We start from the raw sequence: 20,792 nt of genomic DNA, 5'->3' as shown, positions 1-20,792 counted from the left end.
GTGCGTCACTCATGAGGGTGAATGTCCCTGGGCGCTTCGTCGTTCGCCGCTCGCGCCCACCGGCCGGCCCCGGTCGCGGGCGACGGCGCCCGAGCGTTTGAAGACGCGGATGACCGGGGCGGTCTCGACCGTGTCGATGCCGGGAAGGGCTCCGACGCGGTCGGAGAGGTAGGTGTACAGGTACTCGTCGTCGGGGCAGAGGACCTTGGCGAAGAGGTTGGTACGCCCCGTGGTGGCCGCCGCGTACGCCACTTCCGGGTGCTCTGCCAGCGCGGCGGCCACGGCTGCGAGCCGTGCGGGCCGCACGGCCATCCACATCACCGTGGCCGCCGGGTCTCCCAGCGTGCTCTCGTCGACGTCCACGTCGAAGAAGAGCGCCCCGGCCGTACGCAGGTGGGCGATGCGGCGGCGCACGGTCGATTCGTGGCAGCGGGCCTCGGCGGCCAGCCGGGCGTGCGGCGTACGGCCGTCGCGGGTCAGCGTGGCCAGCAGGACCTGGTCGAGATCCGTCAGCCGCAGCGGCGAGGAGCGGGCGTCGGGAGGCGGGTACCCGGGGGCGAGGGCGTCGCTCTGCTCCCGGCTCAGCGCGGAGGTGGGGCCGTGCCAGGTGGTCGGGCCGCCCTTGAACAGCCGCAGCATCCGGTGCGCGGTGATCGCCGTGACCCGGCGGCTCGCGGGGATCCTGTCCAGCAGCAGGGCGTCCCGGTCCCTGTCGCCGTGCACCGCGAGGTGGCAGATGACCTCGGTCCCGCCGGAGGCGAGCTGGACCCACCGGGTGTCGTCCCGCTCGGCCAGTGCGCGGGCGATGCCGTGCGAGGCGCTGGGGACGCACTGGAGGCGCAGCACCCACACGGTCTGTCCCACCGGCCGGGGGTTGAGCCGTCCCACGACGCGGAGCCCGGCCGTCTCGCAGAGCCGGGCGTAGCGGCGGGCGGCCAGCTGGTCGGAGACACCCAGCACCGAGGCGATCCGGCGCAGTGGTGCGCGGCCGTCGATCTTCAGTGCGTGGATCAGCTGCAGATCGAGGGATTCCATGTATCCCGACTCTATATCTCGTGAAAACCGGCATCCGTGTGCCTGCTCGTTGCCCGCGGTCGGGGCCGGTGCGAATCCTCGGTGTGCGAGCCCCGCCCGGGCCCCTGCCCGGGCGGCAGCCGCACGCTTCGCGGCCGGCTGCTTCAGCCGCAGCCGGCCGCCTTCGAGAATGAGGAGGACGGGAGACTCCGGGCCTGCCGCCCGGCTCCCGACGGCACATGAGCGCATTCCGTGATCTTCGGCATTACATCGACCACATCACCGGGACCCTGGGGAAGGACGAGGTCCTCCGGATCGACGGCGCGGACCGGGACCTGGACATCGGCGGCATCTCCGAACTGATGGCGGAGAAGGAAGGCCCCGCCCTGATGTTCGACAACATCCCCGGCTTCCCGGCGGGGTACCGGGTGTTCACCAACTTCATGGGGACGGCCGCCCGTACGGCGGTGGCCCTCGGGCTGCCGCCGGAGACGGGGAAGCTGGACATCGTTCGGGAGTGGAAGGACCTGAGCAAGCGGCTCGAACCGATTCCTCCGGTGGAGGTCGCCACGGGCCCGGTGCTGGAGAACGTCCTGGTCGGCGATGACGTGGATCTCGGTGTCTTCCCCGCGCCGCGGTGGCACGACGGGGACGGCGGCCGCTACATCGGTACCGCCTGCATGGTCATCACCCGTGACCCCGACAGTGGCTGGGTCAACGTCGGCACGTACCGGGCCTGTGTCCAGGGCCGGGACCGGCTCTCGCTCTGGATGCTCGGCAACCGGCACGCCAAGGCCATCGCCGAGAAGTACTGGCAGCGCGGCCTGAACTGCCCGATCGCGGTGGTGGTGGGCCAGGACCCGATCCTCTCGACCGCGGCGGCGATCGCCGCGCCGTCCGGGATGTCGGAGTACGACCTGGCGGGCGGGCTGCGCGGGCAGGGGGTCGAGGTGCTGTACGCACCGGGCAGCGACCTTCCCGTCCCGGCGTACGCGGAGATCGTCATCGAGGGTGAACTGCCGCCGGTCGAGGAGGAGTCCGTACTGGAAGGCCCGTTCGGGGAGTGGACCGGCTACTACACCCACTCGGGCCAGGAGACCGTGGTCCGGGTGACCCGGATCCTGCACCGCGACGACCCGATCATCCTGGGCGCCCCGCCGATGCTCCCGACCGTTCCGGCCGGTGACCAGGCCGTCCCGCTGTACTCGGCGTCGGTGACCTGGGACCACCTGGAAGCCTCCGGGGTGCAGAACATCAAGGGGGTGTGGGCGTACGCCCGGCAGCTCATGATGGTCGTCTCCATCGAACAGACCGGCGCGGGCGACGCCATGCACGCGCTGCTCGCGGCGGCGGGGCGCAAGCGTACCGGCGGGATGGAGCGGTACTTCGTGGTGGTCGACGAGGACATCGACATCACCGACATCAACCACGTCCTGTGGGCGGTGTTCACCCGCGTCGACCCGTCGGAGTCCCTCCAGGTGCTGCGCGCACCGACCACCGCGATCGATCCGCGCCTGTCGCCCGCCAAGCGGGTGGACGGCGACCTGTCGATGGGCATCGTGCTGATCGACGCGACCAAGCCGTTCGCGTGGAAGGACCAGTACCCGGCGGCCAATCGCGTCGACGACGCGACCCGCGAGGACCTGCGCAGGCGCTGGGCGGGTGTCCTGCCTCTGTAGCCCGCACCGACGGGAGGGAGGGCCGCTGTGTGCCTCCCTCCCGGCCGGTCCGCCCCCTCCCCTTCCTTCCCGTACCAGGAGCATGCTGTGACAGCCCCCACCCCCACACACGTCCCCATCCGGATCGTTGTCGGAGTCACCGGCGCCACCGGGGCCCCGATCGCTCTCCGCCTGCTGGAGGTCCTGCGGGAGGTGCCGGAGGTGGAGACCCATCTCGTCCTGAGCACCTGGGCCCGCTCCACCATCGAGGTGGAGACGTCCCGCACCAGCCGGCAGTTCGCCGAACTCGCCGATGTGAGTCACAAGTTCGGTGAGCAGGGCGCCACGATCTCCTCCGGCTCCTATCCCGTCGCGGGAATGGTCATCGTGCCGTGCAGCATGAAGACCCTTGCGGCGGTACGCCACGGATTCGCCGACAATCTCATCGCCCGCGCGGCCGACGTCACGCTCAAGGAGCGCCGCCCGCTGGTTCTCGTACCGCGGGAGACACCGCTGAACGAGATCCATCTGGAGAACATGCTCGCCCTCTCCCGGATGGGGGCGCGCATCGTCCCGCCCATGCCCGCCTTCTACGACATCCCGCGCGGTATCGGCGACATCGTGGACCACATCGTGATGCGGATACTCGACCAGTTCCAGCTCCCCGCACCCACCGCGGACATCGCGGAGCGGTGGCAGGGTCTGGGCGACGCGCGCAGCGGACGCTGATCCACCGTACGGGGAATCCGGCCCGGCGCGGGCTGCCGCCCGGTTGACGCCGCCGGTCCGCAACGCTGCGGTACCGGGCGGCCCGGTGTGTCAGCGGCTCGCGGAAGACACGGACGCGGCAGCGCCCTGCTGGGAGCGGAGGGTCTTCTCTCCGACCTTGCGGGCCTCGACGGTCCGCGGGTCGACGGCCTCGCCGGGCGCTCCCTGGCGGTAGACGCCTTCGGGGGCGGTGTCCCGGTCGTGGGGAAGCAGGAAGAAGACCCGGCGGCGGTAGAGGCCGCTGTCGGGGTCGGCGTCCGCGGTCTCGTCGAGTTCGGTGTAGCCGATCATCCTGCCGTCGCGGGCGTAGCGGGGTTTGTTGCGGCGGCGGGGCGTCTTGTCGAGGGCCTGGCGGACGTAGTCGAGGGCGTCGGGGTTCTCCAGCCACACGATGCGGGCTTCGTCGCTGAGGTCGCTCTCGGTCAGTAGCGAGCTCATGGCCGCGTTCCCTCCTGTGTGGGGCTGCGCCGGTGGTGGTCCGTCCGGTGCTTTCGTTGTGTCCCGGCCCGGGGCGCGGCGGGGACGTCCGCGCGGGGGTGGGCCCCTTCATCGTAGAGGGGTCCGGGGTATGGGTGCGGCGATGCGTCGGCGGGCGGCATCTACTCGGCCACCAGGGCCAGGGCGGGGTAGAACTTCCTGCCGTTGGATTTGATCATGTCGGAGGGTGACGCGAGGGCGAGTTCCTGCCGGACCCGGGTGGCGAAGGTGCGTGCGGTGGCGGGGCGGATGCCCTCTCCGGCGGTGCACCAGGAGCTGTAGGCGTTGTAGAGAAGACCCTGCTCGACGCGGAGGTCGGGGTGGGTCTCGGTGTCACGGGTGCAGCATTCGGCGAGGAAGCGACCGATGTGGTCCTCGGTGTTGGCGTAGGCGCTGGTGGCGATACGGACCCGGTCGGGGCCGGTGAGGGGGTCGCGGGTGGCGAGGTAGCGGCGGGCGCCTTCGGTGAGCCAGTGCAGGATGCCGGGGCCTTCGTCGCGGACGAGTTCGACGGCCAGGTTGTCGATCTTGTGTGCGTCGGGGACGACGCGTTCGAAGGGCAGCAGGCGGATACGGCGCCAGAAGGCGAAGCCGCCGGTGGAGACCTCGGGGCGGTGGTTGCCGAGGAGCCAGAGGTGGTGGGTGGGGGTGAAGGAGAAGTAGTCCTGCCGCATGCGTCGGGCCTTGATCTTGTCGCCGCCGGTCAGGAGGCGGACACGTGCTTCGTCGAACTTGTCGTTCGGTTTGAGTTCGCTGCAGACGATGAGGCGGCGGCCGTGGAGCTCGGTGAGCTCGGTGGAGTGCTCGGAGAACGCGCCGCGGTCCATGAGGAAGCCGGGCGGGGCGGCGTCCGCGTAGTCGCCCAGGATCTGGATCATCACGTCGAGGAGGACGGACTTGCCGTTCTTGCCCTGTCCGTGGAGGAAGGGCAGGACCTGGGCCCCGACGTCGCCGGTGACGGAGTAGCCGAGGAGCAGGTTCAGGAAGTCGATCATTTCCCGGCCTTCGGCGTCGTCGCCGAAGGTGTCGGTGAGAAAGCGGTCCCAGCGCGGGGTGGGCATGGCCTCGGGGGCGACGCTGGTGGCGCGGGAGTGGAAGTCCCGGGTCGCGTCCGGCTTGCGGAGCCTGCCGGTGGTCAGGTCGACGACGCCTTCGGGGGTGCACAGGGCGTAGGGGTCGCCGTCGAGGGTGTCGGGGTCCAGGGACAGGTCCGGGGAGGCTTTGGCCTGGACGAGGAGCGCTTTCATGCCGGTGGTCGACAGCGTGCGCTTCTTGTGGAGGTACAGCTCGCGGTTGCTGAACACACCGCGGGGGTCGGCCTCCGGCATCTCCTCGGCCATCTCCCCCGCCGCCCACAGCGCGGCCTTCTCCCCTCCGGTGCGCTTCCACCGGTATCCGTCCCAGCAGAACCAGCCCAGGCCCTCGACATGCCGGAACGCGTCGCGGTAGAGGCGGACGAACAGTTTCGCGTTGCCGCGGTCGGTGAGGGTGGTGGGCAGCTGTCCGTCCGTGGCCCCGGCCGGAGGGGCAGCGGGGGCCGCCGGTGCGGGCGGCTGCTCGGCCGACGTCTGCGCGGGCAGGGCCGGGATGTCGTCCTGAAGATCGAGCATCTGCTGAGCGGCGGCAGTTGCGTCAAAACGCTTGCTTTCGGCGCTGCTCATGAACGTCCTTCGAGGTGGAGCGGACGGACGGTCCCGGCGGCGAGACCGTCATGAATGATCTTCTCGTTGCGCGCCGTCTGCCAGGGCCTGGCGGCATCGGCCGCGTCCGCCAGGAGGGGGCGGACGGCCCGTTCGTCCAGGTGCCCGGCGGCGATCAGGCCCCCTGCCGTGAACGCGGCGCGGTTCAGCTTCTCCGTGAACCCGGCTCCCTCGGGCGTCGCCGCGCACGCGCGGACGGCGCCGACGAGCGGGTCGAGCACCCGCTGGGCGCGCTTCGGGCTGCGCGCGCCGCGGGCACGGGGAAGGGGGGCGGCGAGCGGGGCTGGGGGCGTTCTCGGGCGGTCGGGCGTCAGGACATGTCCGGTGCGGGTGAGTTCCACGGCGAGCCACTCCGGCAGCGGGGCGGGCATCCGGGTGGCGCCGACGGCTTCGTACGTGCCCTGGGAGGTGCGGGTCGCCGGGGCGATGATGTATCCGCCGTGGGCCCGTACGTCGACCTGCCAGGCGAGGGCGACCTTCGGGCTGGATCCGGCCGAGGACCGGTACCGCGGGGCGGGGGCCGGGTTCCGGTACCAGACGTGCAGCCCGCCCGACGGCGTACGGACCCTCAGGGTGCTTTCGTCCTCCGCGGGGGACGGCTGTCTCCGGAGTGCCGCGAGGAGCGCCAGGGTGTCGAAGCCCGAGGCGAGCCCGTCGAGGTTGACGGACTCGTGGATCGCGATGCCCGGGAGCAGGCGGCCCCGGTCGGGGACGGGGGCGGAGTGCGCGTCGACGTCGATGACGACCAGGCCGGCCGGACCGCAGGCGACACCGACCCCGGCGCGGGGGGTGTCGCCCCACCAGCGGTCGATCCTGTCCGGGGCCGTGGTGCCCGCGTGGAAGCCGTGGCAGGGGCGTCCTGCGGGCAGGCACGGGCACGTCGCGGGATCGTGGTGCCGGTCCTTGCAGGAGGGGCAGTTGGCGGCCGGCGTTTTGCGTCCTGCGGCCAGCGGATGGACCGGCCAGCCGTTTCCGGCGCACCAGCGGGCAAGGGCAAGCGGGGCCACCGACCTGGCGGGGGGAGCGGTTGAGCTCGTCTCACCGTGGCGCTGCACGCAGTCGTCCTCGTCGGGTCCGGTCGTCGGGCCTTGGTTCCCTGCCGGAAGCCTGCTGGTCACAGGGGGTTCCCTGCCGTGGGCAGGGACCGAAGGGACTCACTTTCGGAAGAGAGTCTATGACGTGGATCCGCAGGGAATGACGGTTTCGACCCGCGTGCCGTTCTATCAGATTCCCGGTCCCTTGAGTCCCTGCCTCCGCCGTGCGGCGGAGGCAGGGACCGACCGGACGCAGGGACTGGCGGGTCCCTCCGGGCGAGTTGCCGGGAAACAGGCTCCCGGAGGGGGCGGCGCGCCCTCCGGCGGCACGGAGGGGTCCGGTGGAGGGTCTGAACGGCCAGAGGCAGGGCTGGGGCCCTTTCGGTCCCTGTGCTTCAGTCCCTGGGAAAACCGCAGGTCAGAGGGGTAGTACCCCTCTGATCAGGGACTGAAGGGACTGAAATCCCTAATTATGAGCCAGCCTAGATACAAGGCATACATACATACATTCATACGCCCGCGCATACACGCGCCTACGCGCTAGTGGAGTTATAACTAGGAAGTTGAGTCCCTTCAGTCCCTTTTCCGGGGACCGGAACGTCTCTGACCTGCACTTTCATACAGGGACTGAAGGGCAGGGACCGAAAGGGCCCCAGCCACTGTCGGCCCTCCCCCGGTCAGGCCCTGGCAGTCCCCCCGCCTGTCGGGAGAGGCGGGGCGGGTCGCCCCTGGTGTCAGGCTCCCGTCGTGGAGCCGGGCCGGACGATCATCAGGACGACCACGGCCGTCCAGAGCAGATTGAAGATCCCGGTGGTCATGGAGAGCCGGGCCGCCGACGCCCGCATCATCTCCACGGCGCCCCCGTCCGGGACCTCGTCCGTGGGCAGGGCGAGCAGTCGCTGTTGCCCGGGGAGGATCACTATCAGGAGCAGGGCCGCGGCGGCGGCCGTCAGCCCGACCGAGGCCAGCAGCCAGGCATCGGTCAGGACGCCCAGCTGTGCCCCCGTGGCGGCGCCGAAGACCGGTACGGCGAGGCCCACGACCGTGTAGCCACGGCAGATCCGGTGCAGGAACGCCGCGGTCCTGCCGTTCCCCTCCCCCGGGCCGTCGCCGTCGCCGGCCGGAGTCCGGGCGTAGCGGGGGAACATCGAGGCCGCGACCGTGATGGGCCCGACCGTCAGGATCGCCGCCAGGACATGCAGGGAAAGCAGGAACTTGGTCACAGGAGCCCTCTCGGATAGGCAGCCAATGGGTTGGCTGCCTATCGATAGGTAGCACAGAGGTGGCCCGTTTGGGTAGGCTGCCTGACTATGAAGACGGATGCGGTACGCGGGCACCTGGACGGACTGCTGCTGTCCGTACTGGAGTCCGGCCCACTGCACGGCTACGCGATCATCACCGCGGTCTCGGAGCGCAGCAACGGCGTGCTGGAGCTGCGCAAGGGCACCATCTACCCCGCGCTCAACCGGCTGGAGCGGCTCGGACTGCTGCGCAGCGTCTGGGAGTCGGTGGGTGAACGGCGGAAGCGCTGTTACGAACTCACCGACGCCGGGCGGCGCACTCTGGCCGAGGAGCGCACGGGGTGGAGGGAGTTCACCGCCGCGATCGGCTCGGTGCTGGAGCCCGCCCCGGCCGCCGGGCACGCGACGTGAGGACGCCCGAGGCGCTGGCCGATGACCCCATCGAGTCCCACATCGCCGATCTGACGGCCGTTCTTCACGGCCCCGCACGGATCAAGGACCGGATGGTGGACGAGCTGCGAGACGGCCTCCTGGACGCCGCGCAGGGGCTGTCGGCCGAACCGGGTCGGGACGCCGCCCGCCAGGCGGTCCGTCAGTTCGGCACCGTGGCCGAGCTCGCGCCGGGCTTCCAGCACGAACTGACCATCGCCCAGGCCCGTCACACCGCACGCACGGTCATGCTGATCGTCCCCTTCCCGATCCTGTGCTGGTACCTGGTGGAGCTCTCCGCCCGTACGGCGGGTCACCGGCTGCCGGACCCCGTGCGGGCGGTGGTCGCCCCTCTGGGCGGCACAGCGGTCCTCACGGCATTGCTGGCGGCGGTGCTCCTCGGTGTCACGGGCTCCCTCGCGCGCCGGCTGCCCACCCCGCGCAGGCTGCCGCTCGTGGTCGCGTGGACGGGCACCGCCGCCGCGGTGGCCCTCGCACTGAGCGCGCTGACCCTCACCGTCGCTTCCGTGGCGGCGGTGAACTGGCCGCTGAGCGTTGCCGTCTGTGTGGCCACCCTCGCCTTCCACGCGCGCGTCGCCGCCTCGGCGCGTGCCTGCCGTCAGTGCGCCAGGCTGCCCGTCACAAGTCCCTGACCGATGCCTGACCAGCCTCTGACGGTCTGCCGCGCCCCGGTGGATGATCGTCCGTGTTGACAGGCGAGGTCCGCGTCCATGTAATGGAACCGGTGCCGCGTGGCGCCGGTCAATGAGCAGTGGGCCGGCCGGTGGTCGGGCGAGCACCCTTCATCAAGGGGTCCGTCATGAGTTTCTGCTCCGCGCCCTGTATCTGACGTAGCGCAGCCGCGCCTTCTCCTTCACCCTTCGCGTTTCCCGGCACCGCTGTCGTGTGCCCCGGGTCGTCCGCGTGCGGGAGCCGTGCGGCGCTTCGCCCTGCGCAGGTCACCACCGGCCATCTCCGCAGCCCTTGCGGACCCATCCGCGTTTCCGCCGCTCCTGCGGAAACGCGCGTCTTCCGGAGACACCCACCGCATGCCCATGTCTTTCAATGAATCCGTCATCGAGGAGTTCCGTGCCAACGGAGGGAAGGTCGGCGGCCCGTTCGAAGGCGGGAACCTGCTCCTGCTGACGACCACCGGCGCCAGGTCGGGGGCCGAGCGGACCACTCCCCTCGGCTACGTCCGCCACGACGACGCGCTTCTGCTCGTCGGGTCCAACCTCGGCGGCCCGGTCCATCCCGCCTGGTACCACAATCTGCTCGCCCACCCCGTCGTACGGGTGGAGATCGGCACCCGTACGTTCCAAGCCCTCGCGGTCCCCGCCGAAGGGGCGCGGCGTGACGAGCTGTTCGCCCATGTCGTACGGGCGGAGCCCGGGTACGGCGACTACCAGGACCGGACCTCCCGCATGCTGCCGGTGGTGGTGCTGGAGCGGGCCGAGCCCGACGGCTGGGAGGGGCCCCACGACATCCGTACCCTCGCCGACAAGGTGCGGGAGGTGCACACCTGGCTGCGCGGTCAGCTGCGTCAGGTGAGCGCCGAGGTCGAGGCCCACTTCGCGGTACGCGCGGCTCACCAGGGGCCCGGTGAGCCCGCTCCCCCGGGGCTCGGGCTGCAGATCCGGCAGCGGTGCCTGGCGTTCTGCCAGGCGCTGGAGTTCCACCACACCAGCGAGGACGCGCATCTGTTCCCGGGGATCGCGCGCTACCACCCCGGCCTCGGCGACACCTTCGACCGGCTTCGCGAGGAGCACCGTACGGTCGCGCGCATCCAGGGCGAACTGGCGTCCCTGCTCGCCGGGATCACCATCGCCGACCCCCGGCGTTTCCGTGAGGAGCTGGCGGAGATGTCGGCGGAACTCAACGCGCACCTCGACTACGAGGAAGCGTCGATTCTCCCCCTCCTCACCGATGTTCCCTGGCCCCCGGCTCCTCCGGCTCCCCCCGTCGGCAATGCTTGACGCGGACAGATGGGGGCGTGGCTGTCCGGTTCCTGGGACAGTCACGCCCCGACGGCCCGGCGTCCGAAGCGGCGGGCCGGTCGGAGGGTACGGTCCGCCGCGGACCGGGCCGGAACATGGAAAGGCTGTTTCATGGGAATGCGAGCGCACGTGCGCGTCAAGGATTTCGATCACCTGGTGCTCAACGTGCAGGACGTCGAGCGCGCCCTGGCGTTCTACTGCGGGCCGCTCGGCCTGGAGCCGGTCCGGGTGGACGAGTGGCGGGCCGGAAAGATCCCGTTCCCGTCGGTGCGGATCAGCCCGACGACGATCATCGATCTGCTCGACCGCCCGCGCTCCGAGTCGAACGTGGACCATATCTGCCTGGTCGTCGAGCCGTTGGACTGGCAGCAGGTCATCGACTCGGGCGCCTTCACCGTGCTGGAGGGCCCCGTGGACCGCTACGGTGCGCGGGGCTCCGCGCAGTCGGTCTACGTACAGGATCCTGACGGCAACACCGTCGAGCTGCGCTGGTATCCGCAGGACGTGGCGGACTGAGTCAGAAGTCCAGCTCCACGTAGTCGATATCGGTGAACTCGACCTGAAGGCCCTCGGCACGGCGGCCGCGGTCCCGGAAGTACTGGTCCTGGAGGCCCTCGGCGGCGATGTTCCGCAGCTGCTGTTCGGTGGCGCCCGCGCTCTGGGCGTCGAACAGGCGGGCCGCGTACGCCGGGGGCAGGTGCTGGGTGATGAGCCGGATGCGTCCGTCGTCGGTGGTGCCGGGGGCGGCGGTGAAGCCGAAACGGGCCCGGGTCTCGATCACGATGCCGGTCGAGGTCGCGGCCTGCTTCTTCGCCCGGTCGCGGACGCGGGGCTGCCAGCGCTTGCGGACCTCGGCCTCCAGGCGGGCGGCGAGCTCGGGGCGCGGGTGCTTGATCTGGCCCTTGAGATAGCGCTCCACGGTGCGCTGCGAGACGCTCAGGAGCTGGGCCGCCGCCCGGGTGGAGTTCTTGAGCTGCTTCACCAGGAAACGGACCTGGGCCCCGGCCGACTTCGGGATCGGGCGGGTCGCCGTGTTGGCGGCGGCCTTGTCGAGGCTGTCTTCGAAGATGCCCATCGAGGTGCTCTACTCTCCGTCGTCGGCGGCGTCGTTGCCCTTGATGTGCCGGGCCGGGTTGTGGCCCTCGTCGAGCATCCGCACGGCCCACAGGAGGTCCTGGGTGCCCTCGTGCTTGACCATGCCGGGGGACACCCCGAGGCGGAAGCTGCCGGGGGCGGGCTTTCCTTCGGGGGTACGGGGCAGGACGTCCAGCGGTGAGGGGCCGTCGGCGAGGTAGACCGCGCAGTCGGACAGCAGCGCCACGGGGATCAACGCGTCCTCGTCGAACGTGAGATGCCCGGCCGGGGCGGGCGAGGACTGAGTGGCCAGCGCCGTCTTGAGGATCTTGCGGTGCATATTGATCCGGGCGGCGGAGATGACGGCGGCCCGGATGTCCGGGCGCCAGGTCGGGCGTTCCAGCGCGGGCCACCGGTCCCCGTACCTGTACGACGCTCCCTGCGGGCGTTCCCGGAGCTTCCCGATGCCGCCCTTGACCGTGGACTTGATCGCGGACAGGACGGTGCCCATGCCCGGGTCGGTCTCCTTGTGGGTGGCCATCGCCGCGAGGAACTCCTCCTCCCCCACGCCGGAGCCGACACCGAGGTCGGCCATCGTCGTCTTGTACGCCTCGCTGAGGTGCTTGTACCAGGGGTCCAGGTACGGCCCCGACTCCGGACGGACCCAGGCCTCCAGCGGGGCGACCGTGACGGGCAGCCGGTAGGTGGCGATGAGCTCGTACGCGTACGCCACGGTGGGAGTCGCGTACCAGGCCGGGCCGTCGGGGCGTACGCCGTGCGGGGTGAAGGGGGACGGCAGCCGGGGGTCCAGCTCGATGCCGGACAGATCGATCAGCCAGGAACCGGGCACCGCCTTGTCGAAGACGGGCGCCCGTACGTGGACCGGTGCGCCGAGGCCGACGAGGAGGCGGTTGGCGGCGGCGAGGAAGGCCGTGTTGACGTCGATGCCCACCGCGTACTTCCGCTCGCATTCGGCGTCGGTGAGCAACTGCGGGTCCCGGACCCACTCGTAGGCCTCTTCGTCGAGGACCTCGGCCGGGGTACGCCGGTGGCCCCGGGGGAACAGGGCGGCGGCGACCGGGTGTTCGTCGGGGGCCTCCGGGGGCGCGGGGTCGACCGGCTCGGCCAGGGAACCGGCGACCGGGCCCGACGTCCATGCGCCGGTGGTCCCGTCCGGCACCGCCCTGGTCGGCGGACGGAGCGCGGTCATCAGTTCCAGTCCGGACACGGCGGTGGAGCCGCGCGGGGTGATGACCCGCCGGGCGAACGTACCGAGCACCGCGGCGAGTTCTTCCGGCGGCATGCGGTCGGCGGCGCCCCAGGAGCGGGTGTCCAGCGCACCCCACGGCAGGACCGCGAACTGGACGCACTGGCGCTGCCCGGACTGCACCGGGCGGTAGATCCGCGTCCAGGGGCCGAAGCCGCGCCGGGTGAGCTGCCACCGCGCCTTCGTCACCTGCTGGACCACCTTGTGGTTCTCGGGCAGCCGCAGGCCCCTGCGGTCCTCCAGCGTCGCGGGCAGTCCGAGACGCTCGGCGGCGGCGGCTGTGAGGACGACGAGAGGGTCGCCGTCCTTGCCGCTGCGGTGGAGCCGGGGGCTGCCGAGCCGCGCCTCGGCGAGGGTCCATTCGACGAGGGAGGCGACGGTCGTGGCCGGGCAGTCCAGGACCAGGCCGCCGACGCAGTACAGCGATCCGTCGCCGTCGAGCACGCCGAGCGGGCCGTTCAGGAAGCGGGGGTCGGGGGGCACGGCGGCGGCCGGCGTGGTGGGGGTGGGGGTGCCGGTCCTGGCTCTGGTGGTTCTCGACGTGGTGGTTCTCGACGTGGTGGATTTCACGGTTCGGGGGGGCTGCCCGGCCGGACCACGAGCCGCGGTGTTCCTCGCTGCCGGAGACACGGGGGCCGGTTCGGCGACCTCGGCGGCCGGCTCGGGAGCGACCGGCTCGGGAGTTGCCGGCGCGGGGGCCGGAGCCTGGGCGGCCGGGGCCGGAGCCACCGGCGCCGGGGCGGGGACGGGAGCCGGGGCGGCCGGTTCGGCGGGGTAGAGCTCGGCGAGTTGGGTCAGCAGCCGTGCGTATGCCTCGCGCTGGGGCGGACGCGGCTCCGTCCTGCCGTTCTCCCACGAGACCACCGTGGCGCGACGGACCTTCAGCGCAGCCGCCACCTGCTCCTGGCTCAGCCCGTGGGCCTTGCGCAGCCGCTCCCGCTCGGCGGTCGGGGGCAGCGACGACTGCCCGGCGATCAGTGCGTCGACGGCGTCGAACAATTCGGACATGGGCACCTCCCGTCGGCATCGTATCTTCGGCAGCGGACATACCGCGTACTAAGGGCGTACACCTTGCGTACAGGCACGGTGTGGGGCGGTGTGGGGCGGTCCATGCGCCCCACACCGTGGGGCTTCAGCCCTTGAGCTCGGCGCGGTTCTTCTCGGCCAGGAGCAGGGTCAGCCGGGTGCGCTCCTGGTAGGGCATGTGGGCGCAGATCATCGCGGCGAGAGCGACCGGGTCGTGCCAGGGCACTCCCCCGCCGGCTGCGGCATCGCTTGCCCCCGGGGCCTCGTGGCCGCCCGACTGGGACGGCAGCGCGGGGGCGCCCGGTTCGGCGTCGGTCGCGTCGGCCTCAGCGATTATCACGGCGTGATAATCGTCGGCGCTGTCCGGCTCCCCCGTCGACTCCTCGTCGCGGATTATCACGGCGTGATAATCCCCGGACCGGTCGGACTCGCCCGTCGGGCCGGCATCAGCGATTATCACGCCGTGATAATCGCCCGAGGGGGCGGACTCCCCCGTCGGCTGATCGTCTCGGATTATCACGGCGTGATAATCCGCAACAGGTTCCGCCGTGCTCGCGGGCTTCGACCGGCGTCGGCGCCGCGCCGCGTCCGAGGCTCGTGCGTCGGCGGCGGCGCGCTGTTCCTCCGCGCTCAGCTTGCCGAGGTTGCGTACGTGTTCCACCTGGCGCTCCCCCGTCACCAGTTCGGCCTGCAGATCCGGTGCAAGCTTCAGCAGGGAGAGCTTGGAGGAGATCGACGCCTGGGAGAGCCCGAGGCGCTTGGACGCCTTGGTCTGGCTCCCGTAGAACGTCACCAGGGCGTCGAGGGCGTGGGCCTGTTCCAGATCGGTCATGTTGTCGCGCTGCACATTGGAGACGAAGGCGGCTTCGAGCAGTGCCTCGTCGGTCGCGACCCGTGCGTTGTCGACCTGGACCTTGATGGTCTTCAGCCCGGCGCGGCGAGCGCCTTCGAGACGGCGGTGGCCGTCGATGACGATATAGGTGGCGCCTTCGTCCAGATCGGCCGCGCGGTCGGGGCGCTCACGGAGGTAGGCGTCGACGGCGGCGACGGTGATGGCGTTGACGACACCGAGCTCCTGGACGCTCTCGGCCATCCCTTCGAGGTCCCGGAGGTGGTCGCGGGGGTTGTCCGGGTTCTGGCTGATGACACCGACGGGCAGTTCCGTGGGGTTCGGAACACCTGTCGTGGGCGCACCGGTGGCGGCTCCGATCGCGGCGCGCCGGGCACTGACGGCACGGGCCTGGCCGAACGACGCGCCGGCCCCGAGCTTGTCGGCCTTGCTCATGAGATCTCCCGTGCGAGGGCACGCATGCCGACCGCCTGGTCGGACTTGGGGGCGTACGCGAGCAGGGGCCGCTTGAGCCGTACTGCTTCCTTCTGTTCCTTCAGGTCCCCGATGACACCGACGACACGGGGTTCCTTTATGTCCATCCACGCCTGGAGCGAGGACGTGGCGATGTAGCCGCGGCGGGCGTCGTAGTGATTGACGACGATTCCGAGGTAGTCGAGCTCCAGGGCCAGGTCGCCCCGGAGGTCCTCGATCTGTGTGGTGAGCAGGTCATAGGCATCGGCCGAACTGTCCTCCGCCTGGACCACGATGAGTGCGCCGGAGGAGCCCGGTGCCTCATTGCCCCGGCGGCGGCCGTAGTGCACGGCGGCGTCCATGCTCAGGCCCAGGCTGGGCGGGCAGTCAACGATGATGACGTCGAAGTCCGCCTCCACGGGGGCGAGGGCCCGCTCCAGCGCCGCTTCCCTCGCTCGTACACCGGAAAGGCGTACGTCGAGGAGGAAGGCGTCGTTGCAGCTCGGCAGCAAGTGGAGCCGCTGCCCGAAGCGTTCTTCCTCGATGGGCACGATCAGATCGCGGAGCTCACCGGTGGCGTCGCCCGCCATGTGCTTGGTGAGGCTGTCGCCGTCCATCGGCAGCGGGGTGTAGCCGAGCTGCTTGGTGAGGTGGCACTGCGGGTCGAAGTCGACCAGGAGGACCCGCAGGCCCATGCCGGGGAGGTCTTCGAGGGTCAGCGGGTCGGAGCCGTTCTCGTCGAGGAGTGCGGCGAAGTGCTTGGAGACCCGTACGGGATAGAGGGCACCGGAGTCCTCGGCCAGGGCTTCGCCGGTCCCGGCGGTGATCGCGGTCTTGCCGACGCCGCCCTTCTGGTTGCAGACGATGATGCGGCGGGGGATCTCGGGGCGTTCCACGGTCGGGGCCGGGTTGGCCCGGAGCCAGACCTGGACCGCCTGCGCGAGACCTTGGATGAGGGAGACCTTGCGGTCGGCCGCCGTGGACTTGAAGGTGTCCCACTGGCCGACGGGCAGCCAGGTGGAGAAGGAGTCGGCGCCCGAGGTGTCGACCGCGGCCGACGTCGAGGCGAGACCGCACCAGATGTCGACGGACTGCTCGACGGCCGTCTGGATCTCGATACGGAGCTGAGCGGCGCGGACCTTGAGGTCCTGCCGGAGCTGTCCGGGCAGTTTGGAGACGACCTTCTCGCGGTCGCCGGGGGTAGCGGGGGAAGCCATGCAGTGAACTTTACTAACGAAGTGGCGCTGTTGGGGACGCGACACGTTAGTTTTCACTGCCCAGATGGGGAATTATCACGCCGTGATAGTCAGCAGCCGGGCCGGGAGACGGGACGGGGGCGATTATCACGGCGTGATAATTCGTGATCTTGGTCCGCCGGTGCGGGGACCGGGGGAGTCCCGAGGGGGCGGGGGAGTCCCAAAGGACCCGAGGGGGCGGGGGGCTGGCGGGGGGTCGGAGGCCGGGGGAGAGGCGGGGGAGAGGTGGGGGCAGGGGGCCTGGAGGTGACCTGCCCTCAGGGGGCGTGACGGTTTGGGTCGCTGTTCCGGGCCCGTTCGGAACCCTCCCACGGCAGCGACCCGACGGGCGGGTCGCTCGGTCGCTGCCCCGCGCCCGGCACCGACGGCTTCCCCGGTCGCAGCGACCGAAGGTCCAGCGACCGGACGCTTCCTCGGTCGCTGCCCATCAGGGCAAAGAAACACCAGGTCAGAGGCGTGTCCACGACTGGACAGCGACTGAAGCGACCGAAGGTGTAGGTATATGAAGACATTCCTGTGTGCGCGTGTGCGTCATATATAGGTGAGTTGAGTCGCTTCAGTCGCTGTTGAAGTCCGAGCACATGCCTTGACCTGGTGTTTTACTGATCCGCGAGAGGAAGCGACTCAACCGTTCCGGTCGCTGGAGTGCCCGTCGTCCGCAGGTGGACAGTCCCATGTTCGACACGATGCAAGATTCGGGCAGCTGCGTTCCGTGCCCAGGGCATGTCTTCGCTAATCTATGTTCGTCGTTGAGTCGCTTCGGTCGCTATGAGGGGGGTGCACATGGCTTCTGAGCTGCGTGTTGCAGACCTCGACTCCTCGCGGCCCGCCCCGGTGCCCCCGGCCCTTCCCTCCGCCGTGACCACTGCCCGGTGGTGTGCCGAGCAGGGCTGGCCGGTGCACCCGCTCGCCGCCGGACGCAAGACGCCCGCCGGGAACTGCGACGCCTGCCGCCGGCCCGGTCACACCCACCGGGGCTGTGGCTGCGCCGCCGAAGGCCGCTGGTGCCACGGCTTCCACGCCGCCACTTGTGACCCCGACAGGATCGCTCAATGGTGGGGGAGCAACCCGGAGTTCGGGGTGGGAGTCTCCTGCGGTCCCGCAGGGCTGGTGGTCATCGACATCGACGCCCACCCGCAGGGCCTGCCCGAACGGGACCGCCTGCTGCCGGGCATCCTGATCCCCGAACAGGTCGACCTCACCGGCCTGACCCACGGTTTCCACACGCTGGCCGTCCTGGCCGCCCTGCGGGGCGCCCCCGACCCCGCCGCCGACACATCGACGTTGCGGGTACGGACCCCCTCGGGCGGCCTCCATGTCTGGTACCGGGCTCCCGACGCCCGCGCCTGGCAGTGCTCCACCGGGTCCGGGAACGGGCGCGCCCTGGCCTGGCAGGTGGACGTCCGCGCGCACGGCGGCTACATCATCGCGCCCGGCACCACCACCGCGGCGGGCCGCTACACGGCACTCGGGACGACCAGGCGTCCGGCGCTGCTCCCCGGCTGGCTCGCCCAGGAGCTCGAACGCACGGGACACCTGCCCCAGGAGCCGCTTCCCGGCCCGAGGCCCGTCCCCTCCAGGGCCCGTCAGGCGGTCATCGCCGCCGGGGGCGGGCGGGAACGCACCGCCGGCGCGCTGAGCGCCGTGCTGGCCGAAGTGACCGCCTGCGCGGCCGTTGCCGAGGGTGCCGGATTCTCGGAGAAGCTCAACCGTGCCTCGTACACCGCCGGTGGACTGGTCACGGCCGGACACCTCACTCATGAACAGGCCGAACAGATCCTTCAGTCAGCTGCCGCTGTCGCCCGTCCGGGGCAGGACCGGCGCGCCGCCCAGATCATCCGTAGTGGAATGAGCGCCGGTTCGCGCCGGCCGCTGTACCTGGGGAGGAACGGATGACATCGACCGGTGACGGTTCGCTGTTCGACTTCGACGCCCAGGCCGTGGCCGCGCAGATCATCGCCCAGACGACGGCCCGCGCGACCATGTCCCCGGGCGCGTCCGCAGGGCCGGGGACCGTACCCGTACCCGCGCAGTCCGGGACGTCCCTCCTCCCCGAACAGGTCTCGGCCGCCGGACTGATGCCGGACACCCTGACGGACCGGGGAAACGCGAAGCTCTTCGTGAAGCTCTACGCGCACGACTACCGGCATGTCACGGGCCTGGGCTGGTACCGCTGGGACAACACCCGCTGGCAGAGCGACGACGACGACACCGTGCTGTGGGCCGCGGGGGAGATGGCGGAGAGCATCGCCACCACCGACCCCCGGGGCATCCATTCCGACGCCGCCCTGCGCAAGCACCGCCGCCGCGCCCTGAGCACGTCGGGGATGAACGCACTCCTCGTGCAGGCGAGGTCGGCGCCGGGGATGGTGTTGAGTGCGGGGGTGCTGGACGCGGATCCGTATGTGCTGTGCACTCCCGCGGGGGTGGTGGATCTGCGGTCGGGGGTGCTGCGGGTCCCGGACCCGGACCGGGACTTCCACTCACGGTCGACGTCGATCGGACCGCGGCGGATGCCGACCCCCCGCTGGGACCGGTTCCTGACCGACACGTTCGGCGACGACGACCAGGGCGCGGAAATGATCCGCTTCCTCCACCTCCTCCTGGGCTACTCCCTCACCGGCGACGTCGGAGCCCAGGTCATGCCGTTCCTCTTCGGCTCCGGAAAGAACGGCAAATCGGTCCTCCTCGACGTCCTCATCAAACTCCTCGGCGACTACGCCGACGCCGCACCACCCGGCTTCCTCATGGCCCGCCCCTTCGAAGGCCACCCCACCGACCTCGCCGAACTCCACGGCCGCCGCGTCATCGTCTGCTCCGAAGTCAAACCCGGCGACCGCTTCGACGAAGCCCGCGTCAAACTCCTCACCGGCGGCGACCGCATCAAAGCCCGACGCATGCGCCAGGACTTCTTCTCCTTCGCCCCCACCCACAAACTCTGGCTCCTGGGCAACCACCGCCCCGAAGTCGGCACCGGCGGCTACGCCTTCTGGCGACGCATGCGCCTCATCCCCTTCGAACGCGTCGTCTCCGACCACCGCAAAATCGACAACCTCGCCGACATCCTCGTCACCGAAGAAGGACCCGGCATCCTCAACTGGCTCATCACCGGAGCCCACCACTACCTCAACAGCCCCCGCGACCTCACCGGACCCGAAACCGTCCGCATCGCCACCACCGCCTACGCCGAAACCGAAGACCACACCGGCCGATTCCTCAACGAATGCTGCACCCACCAACCCCACCACCGCGTCGAACAAGCCCACCTCTACAACGCCTACAAAACCTGGTGTCAGAATGAAGGCGTTTCCGCTGTCTCCTCCCGGGCGTTCGCCGCTCGGGTGCGAGAGCTGGCAGGGCTCTCGTCGCCGAAGGAGATGATCCTGTCGAACCAGCGCAAGTACTACCCGGGCGTGGGTCTGCTCGTCGAGGAGGAGGCAGAGTGAGTGCTCTGATCGACGAGGAAGAGATCAGCGACGAGGCGGAGCTGGTCTGGCTGGAGGATGTGTCCGTGCTGGACTACGTACGGCAGAGCCTGGACCGGCTGCCCACCCGGCGCGGCAGGCCCGCCTACCACCGCGACGGACGCATGGTCGGATACGCCCTGCTCAGCCCGCAGGCCAAGTCGTCGAGGTCCTCCGGCACCTTCCGCCGCCGCGTCTTCTGGCTCCTGCCGCACGACCGGGACACCGACCCCGAGGGCCTGTACGCGACCGGGGCACCCGCCGAAGCCGTGGACCCGGGGACCCTGACCGCCCGTACCAAGGGCTACAAGACGGAGCGTTCCGAGGGCGGGCCGCCCTCCACCGCCATGCGCGAACTGGGCATAACGCTTCCGCTGTGAGCGGGGGAGGGGCGGCGGTGCGCTCCGGTCAGGTGGTGAGGGCCGCGGCTGCCGGAGCGGCGTCCCGGGAGCCGGCCGGCGGGTAGCCCGTGCCGTAGCCCTGTCCCACGATGCGGTCGGCAGCTTCGCCGTAGTAGCTGTCCTCGGCCGGGAGTTCGGTGGCCAGGCAGCTGACGTAGCGGTTGTACATGCAGAAGGCCGCGGCGATCAGCACGGTGTCGTGGATGTCGTCGTCCTCGGCACCTTCGGCGCGGGCGGCGGCCACCGCGTCGTCGGACACCGGACGGGCCTGCCGCTGCACCTCGGCCGCGATCCGCAGCAGGGCCCGCAGCCGGGGCGTGACCGGTGCGCTGTCCGGGCCGGTGAACACGGCATCCACCGTGGCCTGACCACCGTCGAGCTGGGCGGCGGCCGCCGCACCGTGCGTCCCCGAGCAGAAGGGCGTGCTGTTCAGGTGGGAGACGTACGCCGCGATCAGCTCGCGCTCTCCGGGGCTCAGGGAGGCCGGTTCCCGCAGCAGCGTGTTGGCGAGGTGGTTGAGCGGCGCGGCGGTGTCCCGGCGGTGGGCCATCAGACCGCGGATGCCGGGCAGGTCGTTGGTGATCGTGATGTGTGGCACAGAGACATCCTCATGAGTCGCACGAGCGGGAGACGCTCATGCTCCTGACTACGGCGTTTGCGCGCAACCCCTCTGTTGATGAAGG

The 20,792-nt window shown here is 70.7% G+C and carries 19 protein-coding genes; 9 read left to right on the top strand and 10 right to left on the bottom strand.

Annotated elements, in window-relative coordinates; all coding sequences use genetic code 11:
- Nucleotides 1–9: 9 nt before the first annotated feature.
- Nucleotides 10–1,035, bottom strand: a complete 1,026-nt coding sequence (locus OG251_RS44585; protein ID WP_326683016.1) for an Lrp/AsnC family transcriptional regulator — start codon at nucleotides 1,033–1,035, stop codon at nucleotides 10–12.
- Between the two features lie 218 nt (nucleotides 1,036–1,253).
- On the opposite strand from OG251_RS44585, the gene OG251_RS44580 reads away from it, so the two are divergent.
- Both OG251_RS44580 and OG251_RS44575 read left to right on the top strand, forming a co-directional pair.
- Nucleotides 1,254–2,693, top strand: coding sequence for a UbiD family decarboxylase (locus OG251_RS44580; RefSeq protein WP_326683015.1), 1,440 nt, complete (start codon nucleotides 1,254–1,256; stop codon nucleotides 2,691–2,693).
- A gap of 117 nt (nucleotides 2,694–2,810) precedes the next feature.
- Nucleotides 2,811–3,401, top strand: coding sequence for a UbiX family flavin prenyltransferase (locus OG251_RS44575; protein ID WP_326683038.1), 591 nt, complete (start codon nucleotides 2,811–2,813; stop codon nucleotides 3,399–3,401).
- A gap of 90 nt (nucleotides 3,402–3,491) precedes the next feature.
- Here OG251_RS44575 and OG251_RS44570 read toward each other — a convergent pair whose 3' ends face one another.
- The 4 genes from OG251_RS44570 to OG251_RS44555 all read right to left on the bottom strand — a co-directional run bounded on the left by OG251_RS44570 (nucleotide 3,492) and on the right by OG251_RS44555 (nucleotide 7,874).
- Nucleotides 3,492–3,878, bottom strand: a complete 387-nt coding sequence (locus OG251_RS44570) for a DUF6009 family protein (RefSeq protein ID WP_073724379.1) — start codon at nucleotides 3,876–3,878, stop codon at nucleotides 3,492–3,494.
- A 161-nt stretch (nucleotides 3,879–4,039) separates the two neighbouring features.
- Complete coding sequence (locus OG251_RS44565) at nucleotides 4,040–5,578, bottom strand: DNA primase family protein (RefSeq protein ID WP_326683014.1); 1,539 nt, start codon at nucleotides 5,576–5,578, stop codon at nucleotides 4,040–4,042.
- Nucleotides 5,575–6,624: a bifunctional DNA primase/polymerase gene (locus OG251_RS44560; RefSeq protein WP_326683037.1), complete on the bottom strand. Its 1,050-nt coding sequence runs from the start codon at nucleotides 6,622–6,624 to the stop codon at nucleotides 5,575–5,577. The genes OG251_RS44565 and OG251_RS44560 overlap by 4 nt, the downstream gene beginning before the upstream one ends.
- 761 nt (nucleotides 6,625–7,385) lie before the next feature.
- Nucleotides 7,386–7,874: a hypothetical protein gene (locus tag OG251_RS44555; RefSeq protein ID WP_326683013.1), complete on the bottom strand. Its 489-nt coding sequence runs from the start codon at nucleotides 7,872–7,874 to the stop codon at nucleotides 7,386–7,388.
- An 87-nt stretch (nucleotides 7,875–7,961) separates the two neighbouring features.
- Here OG251_RS44555 and OG251_RS44550 point away from each other — a divergent pair, with 87 nt between their 5' ends.
- The 4 genes from OG251_RS44550 (at nucleotide 7,962) to OG251_RS44535 (ending at nucleotide 10,834) form a co-directional block, all read left to right on the top strand.
- Entirely contained in the window at nucleotides 7,962–8,303 is a 342-nt protein-coding gene (locus tag OG251_RS44550) for a PadR family transcriptional regulator (RefSeq protein ID WP_326683012.1), read from the top strand.
- The gene (locus OG251_RS44545; protein ID WP_326683011.1) at nucleotides 8,300–8,974 is read left to right on the top strand and encodes a hypothetical protein; all 675 of its coding nucleotides are present in this window, start codon (nucleotides 8,300–8,302) and stop codon (nucleotides 8,972–8,974) included. The genes OG251_RS44550 and OG251_RS44545 overlap by 4 nt, the downstream gene beginning before the upstream one ends.
- 396 nt (nucleotides 8,975–9,370) lie before the next feature.
- A complete protein-coding gene (locus tag OG251_RS44540) occupies nucleotides 9,371–10,297 on the top strand; it encodes a nitroreductase/quinone reductase family protein (RefSeq protein WP_326683010.1) in 927 nt (308 codons plus the stop codon).
- Nucleotides 10,298–10,447: 150 nt separating this feature from the next.
- The gene (locus tag OG251_RS44535; protein ID WP_326683009.1) at nucleotides 10,448–10,834 is read left to right on the top strand and encodes a VOC family protein; all 387 of its coding nucleotides are present in this window, start codon (nucleotides 10,448–10,450) and stop codon (nucleotides 10,832–10,834) included.
- A gap of 1 nt (nucleotide 10,835) precedes the next feature.
- Here OG251_RS44535 and tpg read toward each other — a convergent pair whose 3' ends face one another.
- The 4 genes from tpg to OG251_RS44515 all read right to left on the bottom strand — a co-directional run bounded on the left by tpg (nucleotide 10,836) and on the right by OG251_RS44515 (nucleotide 16,205).
- Nucleotides 10,836–11,393 (bottom strand): telomere-protecting terminal protein Tpg, encoded by a 558-nt coding sequence (tpg, locus tag OG251_RS44530; protein ID WP_326683008.1) that lies wholly within the window; start codon nucleotides 11,391–11,393, stop codon nucleotides 10,836–10,838.
- Nucleotides 11,394–11,402: 9 nt separating this feature from the next.
- Entirely contained in the window at nucleotides 11,403–13,667 is a 2,265-nt protein-coding gene (tap, locus tag OG251_RS44525; RefSeq protein ID WP_326683007.1) for a telomere-associated protein Tap, read from the bottom strand.
- A gap of 124 nt (nucleotides 13,668–13,791) precedes the next feature.
- Complete coding sequence (locus OG251_RS44520; RefSeq protein WP_326683006.1) at nucleotides 13,792–14,970, bottom strand: ParB/RepB/Spo0J family partition protein; 1,179 nt, start codon at nucleotides 14,968–14,970, stop codon at nucleotides 13,792–13,794.
- On the bottom strand, nucleotides 14,967–16,205 hold the full coding sequence (locus tag OG251_RS44515; RefSeq protein WP_326683005.1) for a ParA family protein: 1,239 nt from the start codon (nucleotides 16,203–16,205) through the stop codon (nucleotides 14,967–14,969). The genes OG251_RS44520 and OG251_RS44515 overlap by 4 nt, the downstream gene beginning before the upstream one ends.
- 822 nt (nucleotides 16,206–17,027) lie before the next feature.
- Between OG251_RS44515 and OG251_RS44510 the strand changes: the two genes are divergently transcribed.
- Genes OG251_RS44510 through OG251_RS44500 form a run of 3 tightly spaced genes read left to right on the top strand, consistent with a single transcriptional unit; the run spans nucleotide 17,028 to nucleotide 20,088 of the window.
- The gene (locus OG251_RS44510; protein ID WP_326683004.1) at nucleotides 17,028–18,140 is read left to right on the top strand and encodes a bifunctional DNA primase/polymerase; all 1,113 of its coding nucleotides are present in this window, start codon (nucleotides 17,028–17,030) and stop codon (nucleotides 18,138–18,140) included.
- Nucleotides 18,137–19,690 (top strand): DNA primase family protein, encoded by a 1,554-nt coding sequence (locus OG251_RS44505; protein ID WP_326683003.1) that lies wholly within the window; start codon nucleotides 18,137–18,139, stop codon nucleotides 19,688–19,690. Before OG251_RS44510 ends, OG251_RS44505 begins: the two co-directional genes overlap by 4 nt.
- The gene (locus OG251_RS44500) at nucleotides 19,687–20,088 is read left to right on the top strand and encodes a DUF6009 family protein (protein ID WP_326683002.1); all 402 of its coding nucleotides are present in this window, start codon (nucleotides 19,687–19,689) and stop codon (nucleotides 20,086–20,088) included. The genes OG251_RS44505 and OG251_RS44500 overlap by 4 nt, the downstream gene beginning before the upstream one ends.
- Nucleotides 20,089–20,116: 28 nt before the next feature.
- Here OG251_RS44500 and OG251_RS44495 read toward each other — a convergent pair whose 3' ends face one another.
- Nucleotides 20,117–20,707: a carboxymuconolactone decarboxylase family protein gene (locus OG251_RS44495; RefSeq protein WP_326683001.1), complete on the bottom strand. Its 591-nt coding sequence runs from the start codon at nucleotides 20,705–20,707 to the stop codon at nucleotides 20,117–20,119.
- Nucleotides 20,708–20,792 lie beyond the last annotated feature (85 nt).

This window comes from Streptomyces sp. NBC_01237 (assembly GCF_035917275.1).
Taxonomy (GTDB): Bacteria; Actinomycetota; Actinomycetes; order Streptomycetales; family Streptomycetaceae; genus Streptomyces.
The sequence above is the reverse complement of the archived record's forward strand: the minus strand, read 5'-3'. Positions and strand labels throughout refer to the sequence as shown.

What these genes read in the sequence shown, in the direction of transcription:
- OG251_RS44585 (WP_326683016.1), bottom strand. Translation starts at nt 1,035, where the DNA reads ATGGAATCCCTCGATCTGCAGCTGATCCACGCACTGAAGATCGACGGC.
- OG251_RS44580 (WP_326683015.1), top strand. Translation starts at nt 1,254, where the DNA reads ATGAGCGCATTCCGTGATCTTCGGCATTACATCGACCACATCACCGGG.
- OG251_RS44570 (WP_073724379.1), bottom strand. Translation starts at nt 3,878, where the DNA reads ATGAGCTCGCTACTGACCGAGAGCGACCTCAGCGACGAAGCCCGCATC.
- OG251_RS44565 (WP_326683014.1), bottom strand. Translation starts at nt 5,578, where the DNA reads ATGAGCAGCGCCGAAAGCAAGCGTTTTGACGCAACTGCCGCCGCTCAG.
- OG251_RS44550 (WP_326683012.1), top strand. Translation starts at nt 7,962, where the DNA reads ATGAAGACGGATGCGGTACGCGGGCACCTGGACGGACTGCTGCTGTCC.
- OG251_RS44540 (WP_326683010.1), top strand. Translation starts at nt 9,371, where the DNA reads ATGCCCATGTCTTTCAATGAATCCGTCATCGAGGAGTTCCGTGCCAAC.
- tpg (WP_326683008.1), bottom strand. Translation starts at nt 11,393, where the DNA reads ATGGGCATCTTCGAAGACAGCCTCGACAAGGCCGCCGCCAACACGGCG.
- tap (WP_326683007.1), bottom strand. Translation starts at nt 13,667, where the DNA reads ATGTCCGAATTGTTCGACGCCGTCGACGCACTGATCGCCGGGCAGTCG.
- OG251_RS44520 (WP_326683006.1), bottom strand. Translation starts at nt 14,970, where the DNA reads ATGAGCAAGGCCGACAAGCTCGGGGCCGGCGCGTCGTTCGGCCAGGCC.
- OG251_RS44515 (WP_326683005.1), bottom strand. Translation starts at nt 16,205, where the DNA reads ATGGCTTCCCCCGCTACCCCCGGCGACCGCGAGAAGGTCGTCTCCAAA.
- OG251_RS44510 (WP_326683004.1), top strand. Translation starts at nt 17,028, where the DNA reads ATGGCTTCTGAGCTGCGTGTTGCAGACCTCGACTCCTCGCGGCCCGCC.
- OG251_RS44505 (WP_326683003.1), top strand. Translation starts at nt 18,137, where the DNA reads ATGACATCGACCGGTGACGGTTCGCTGTTCGACTTCGACGCCCAGGCC.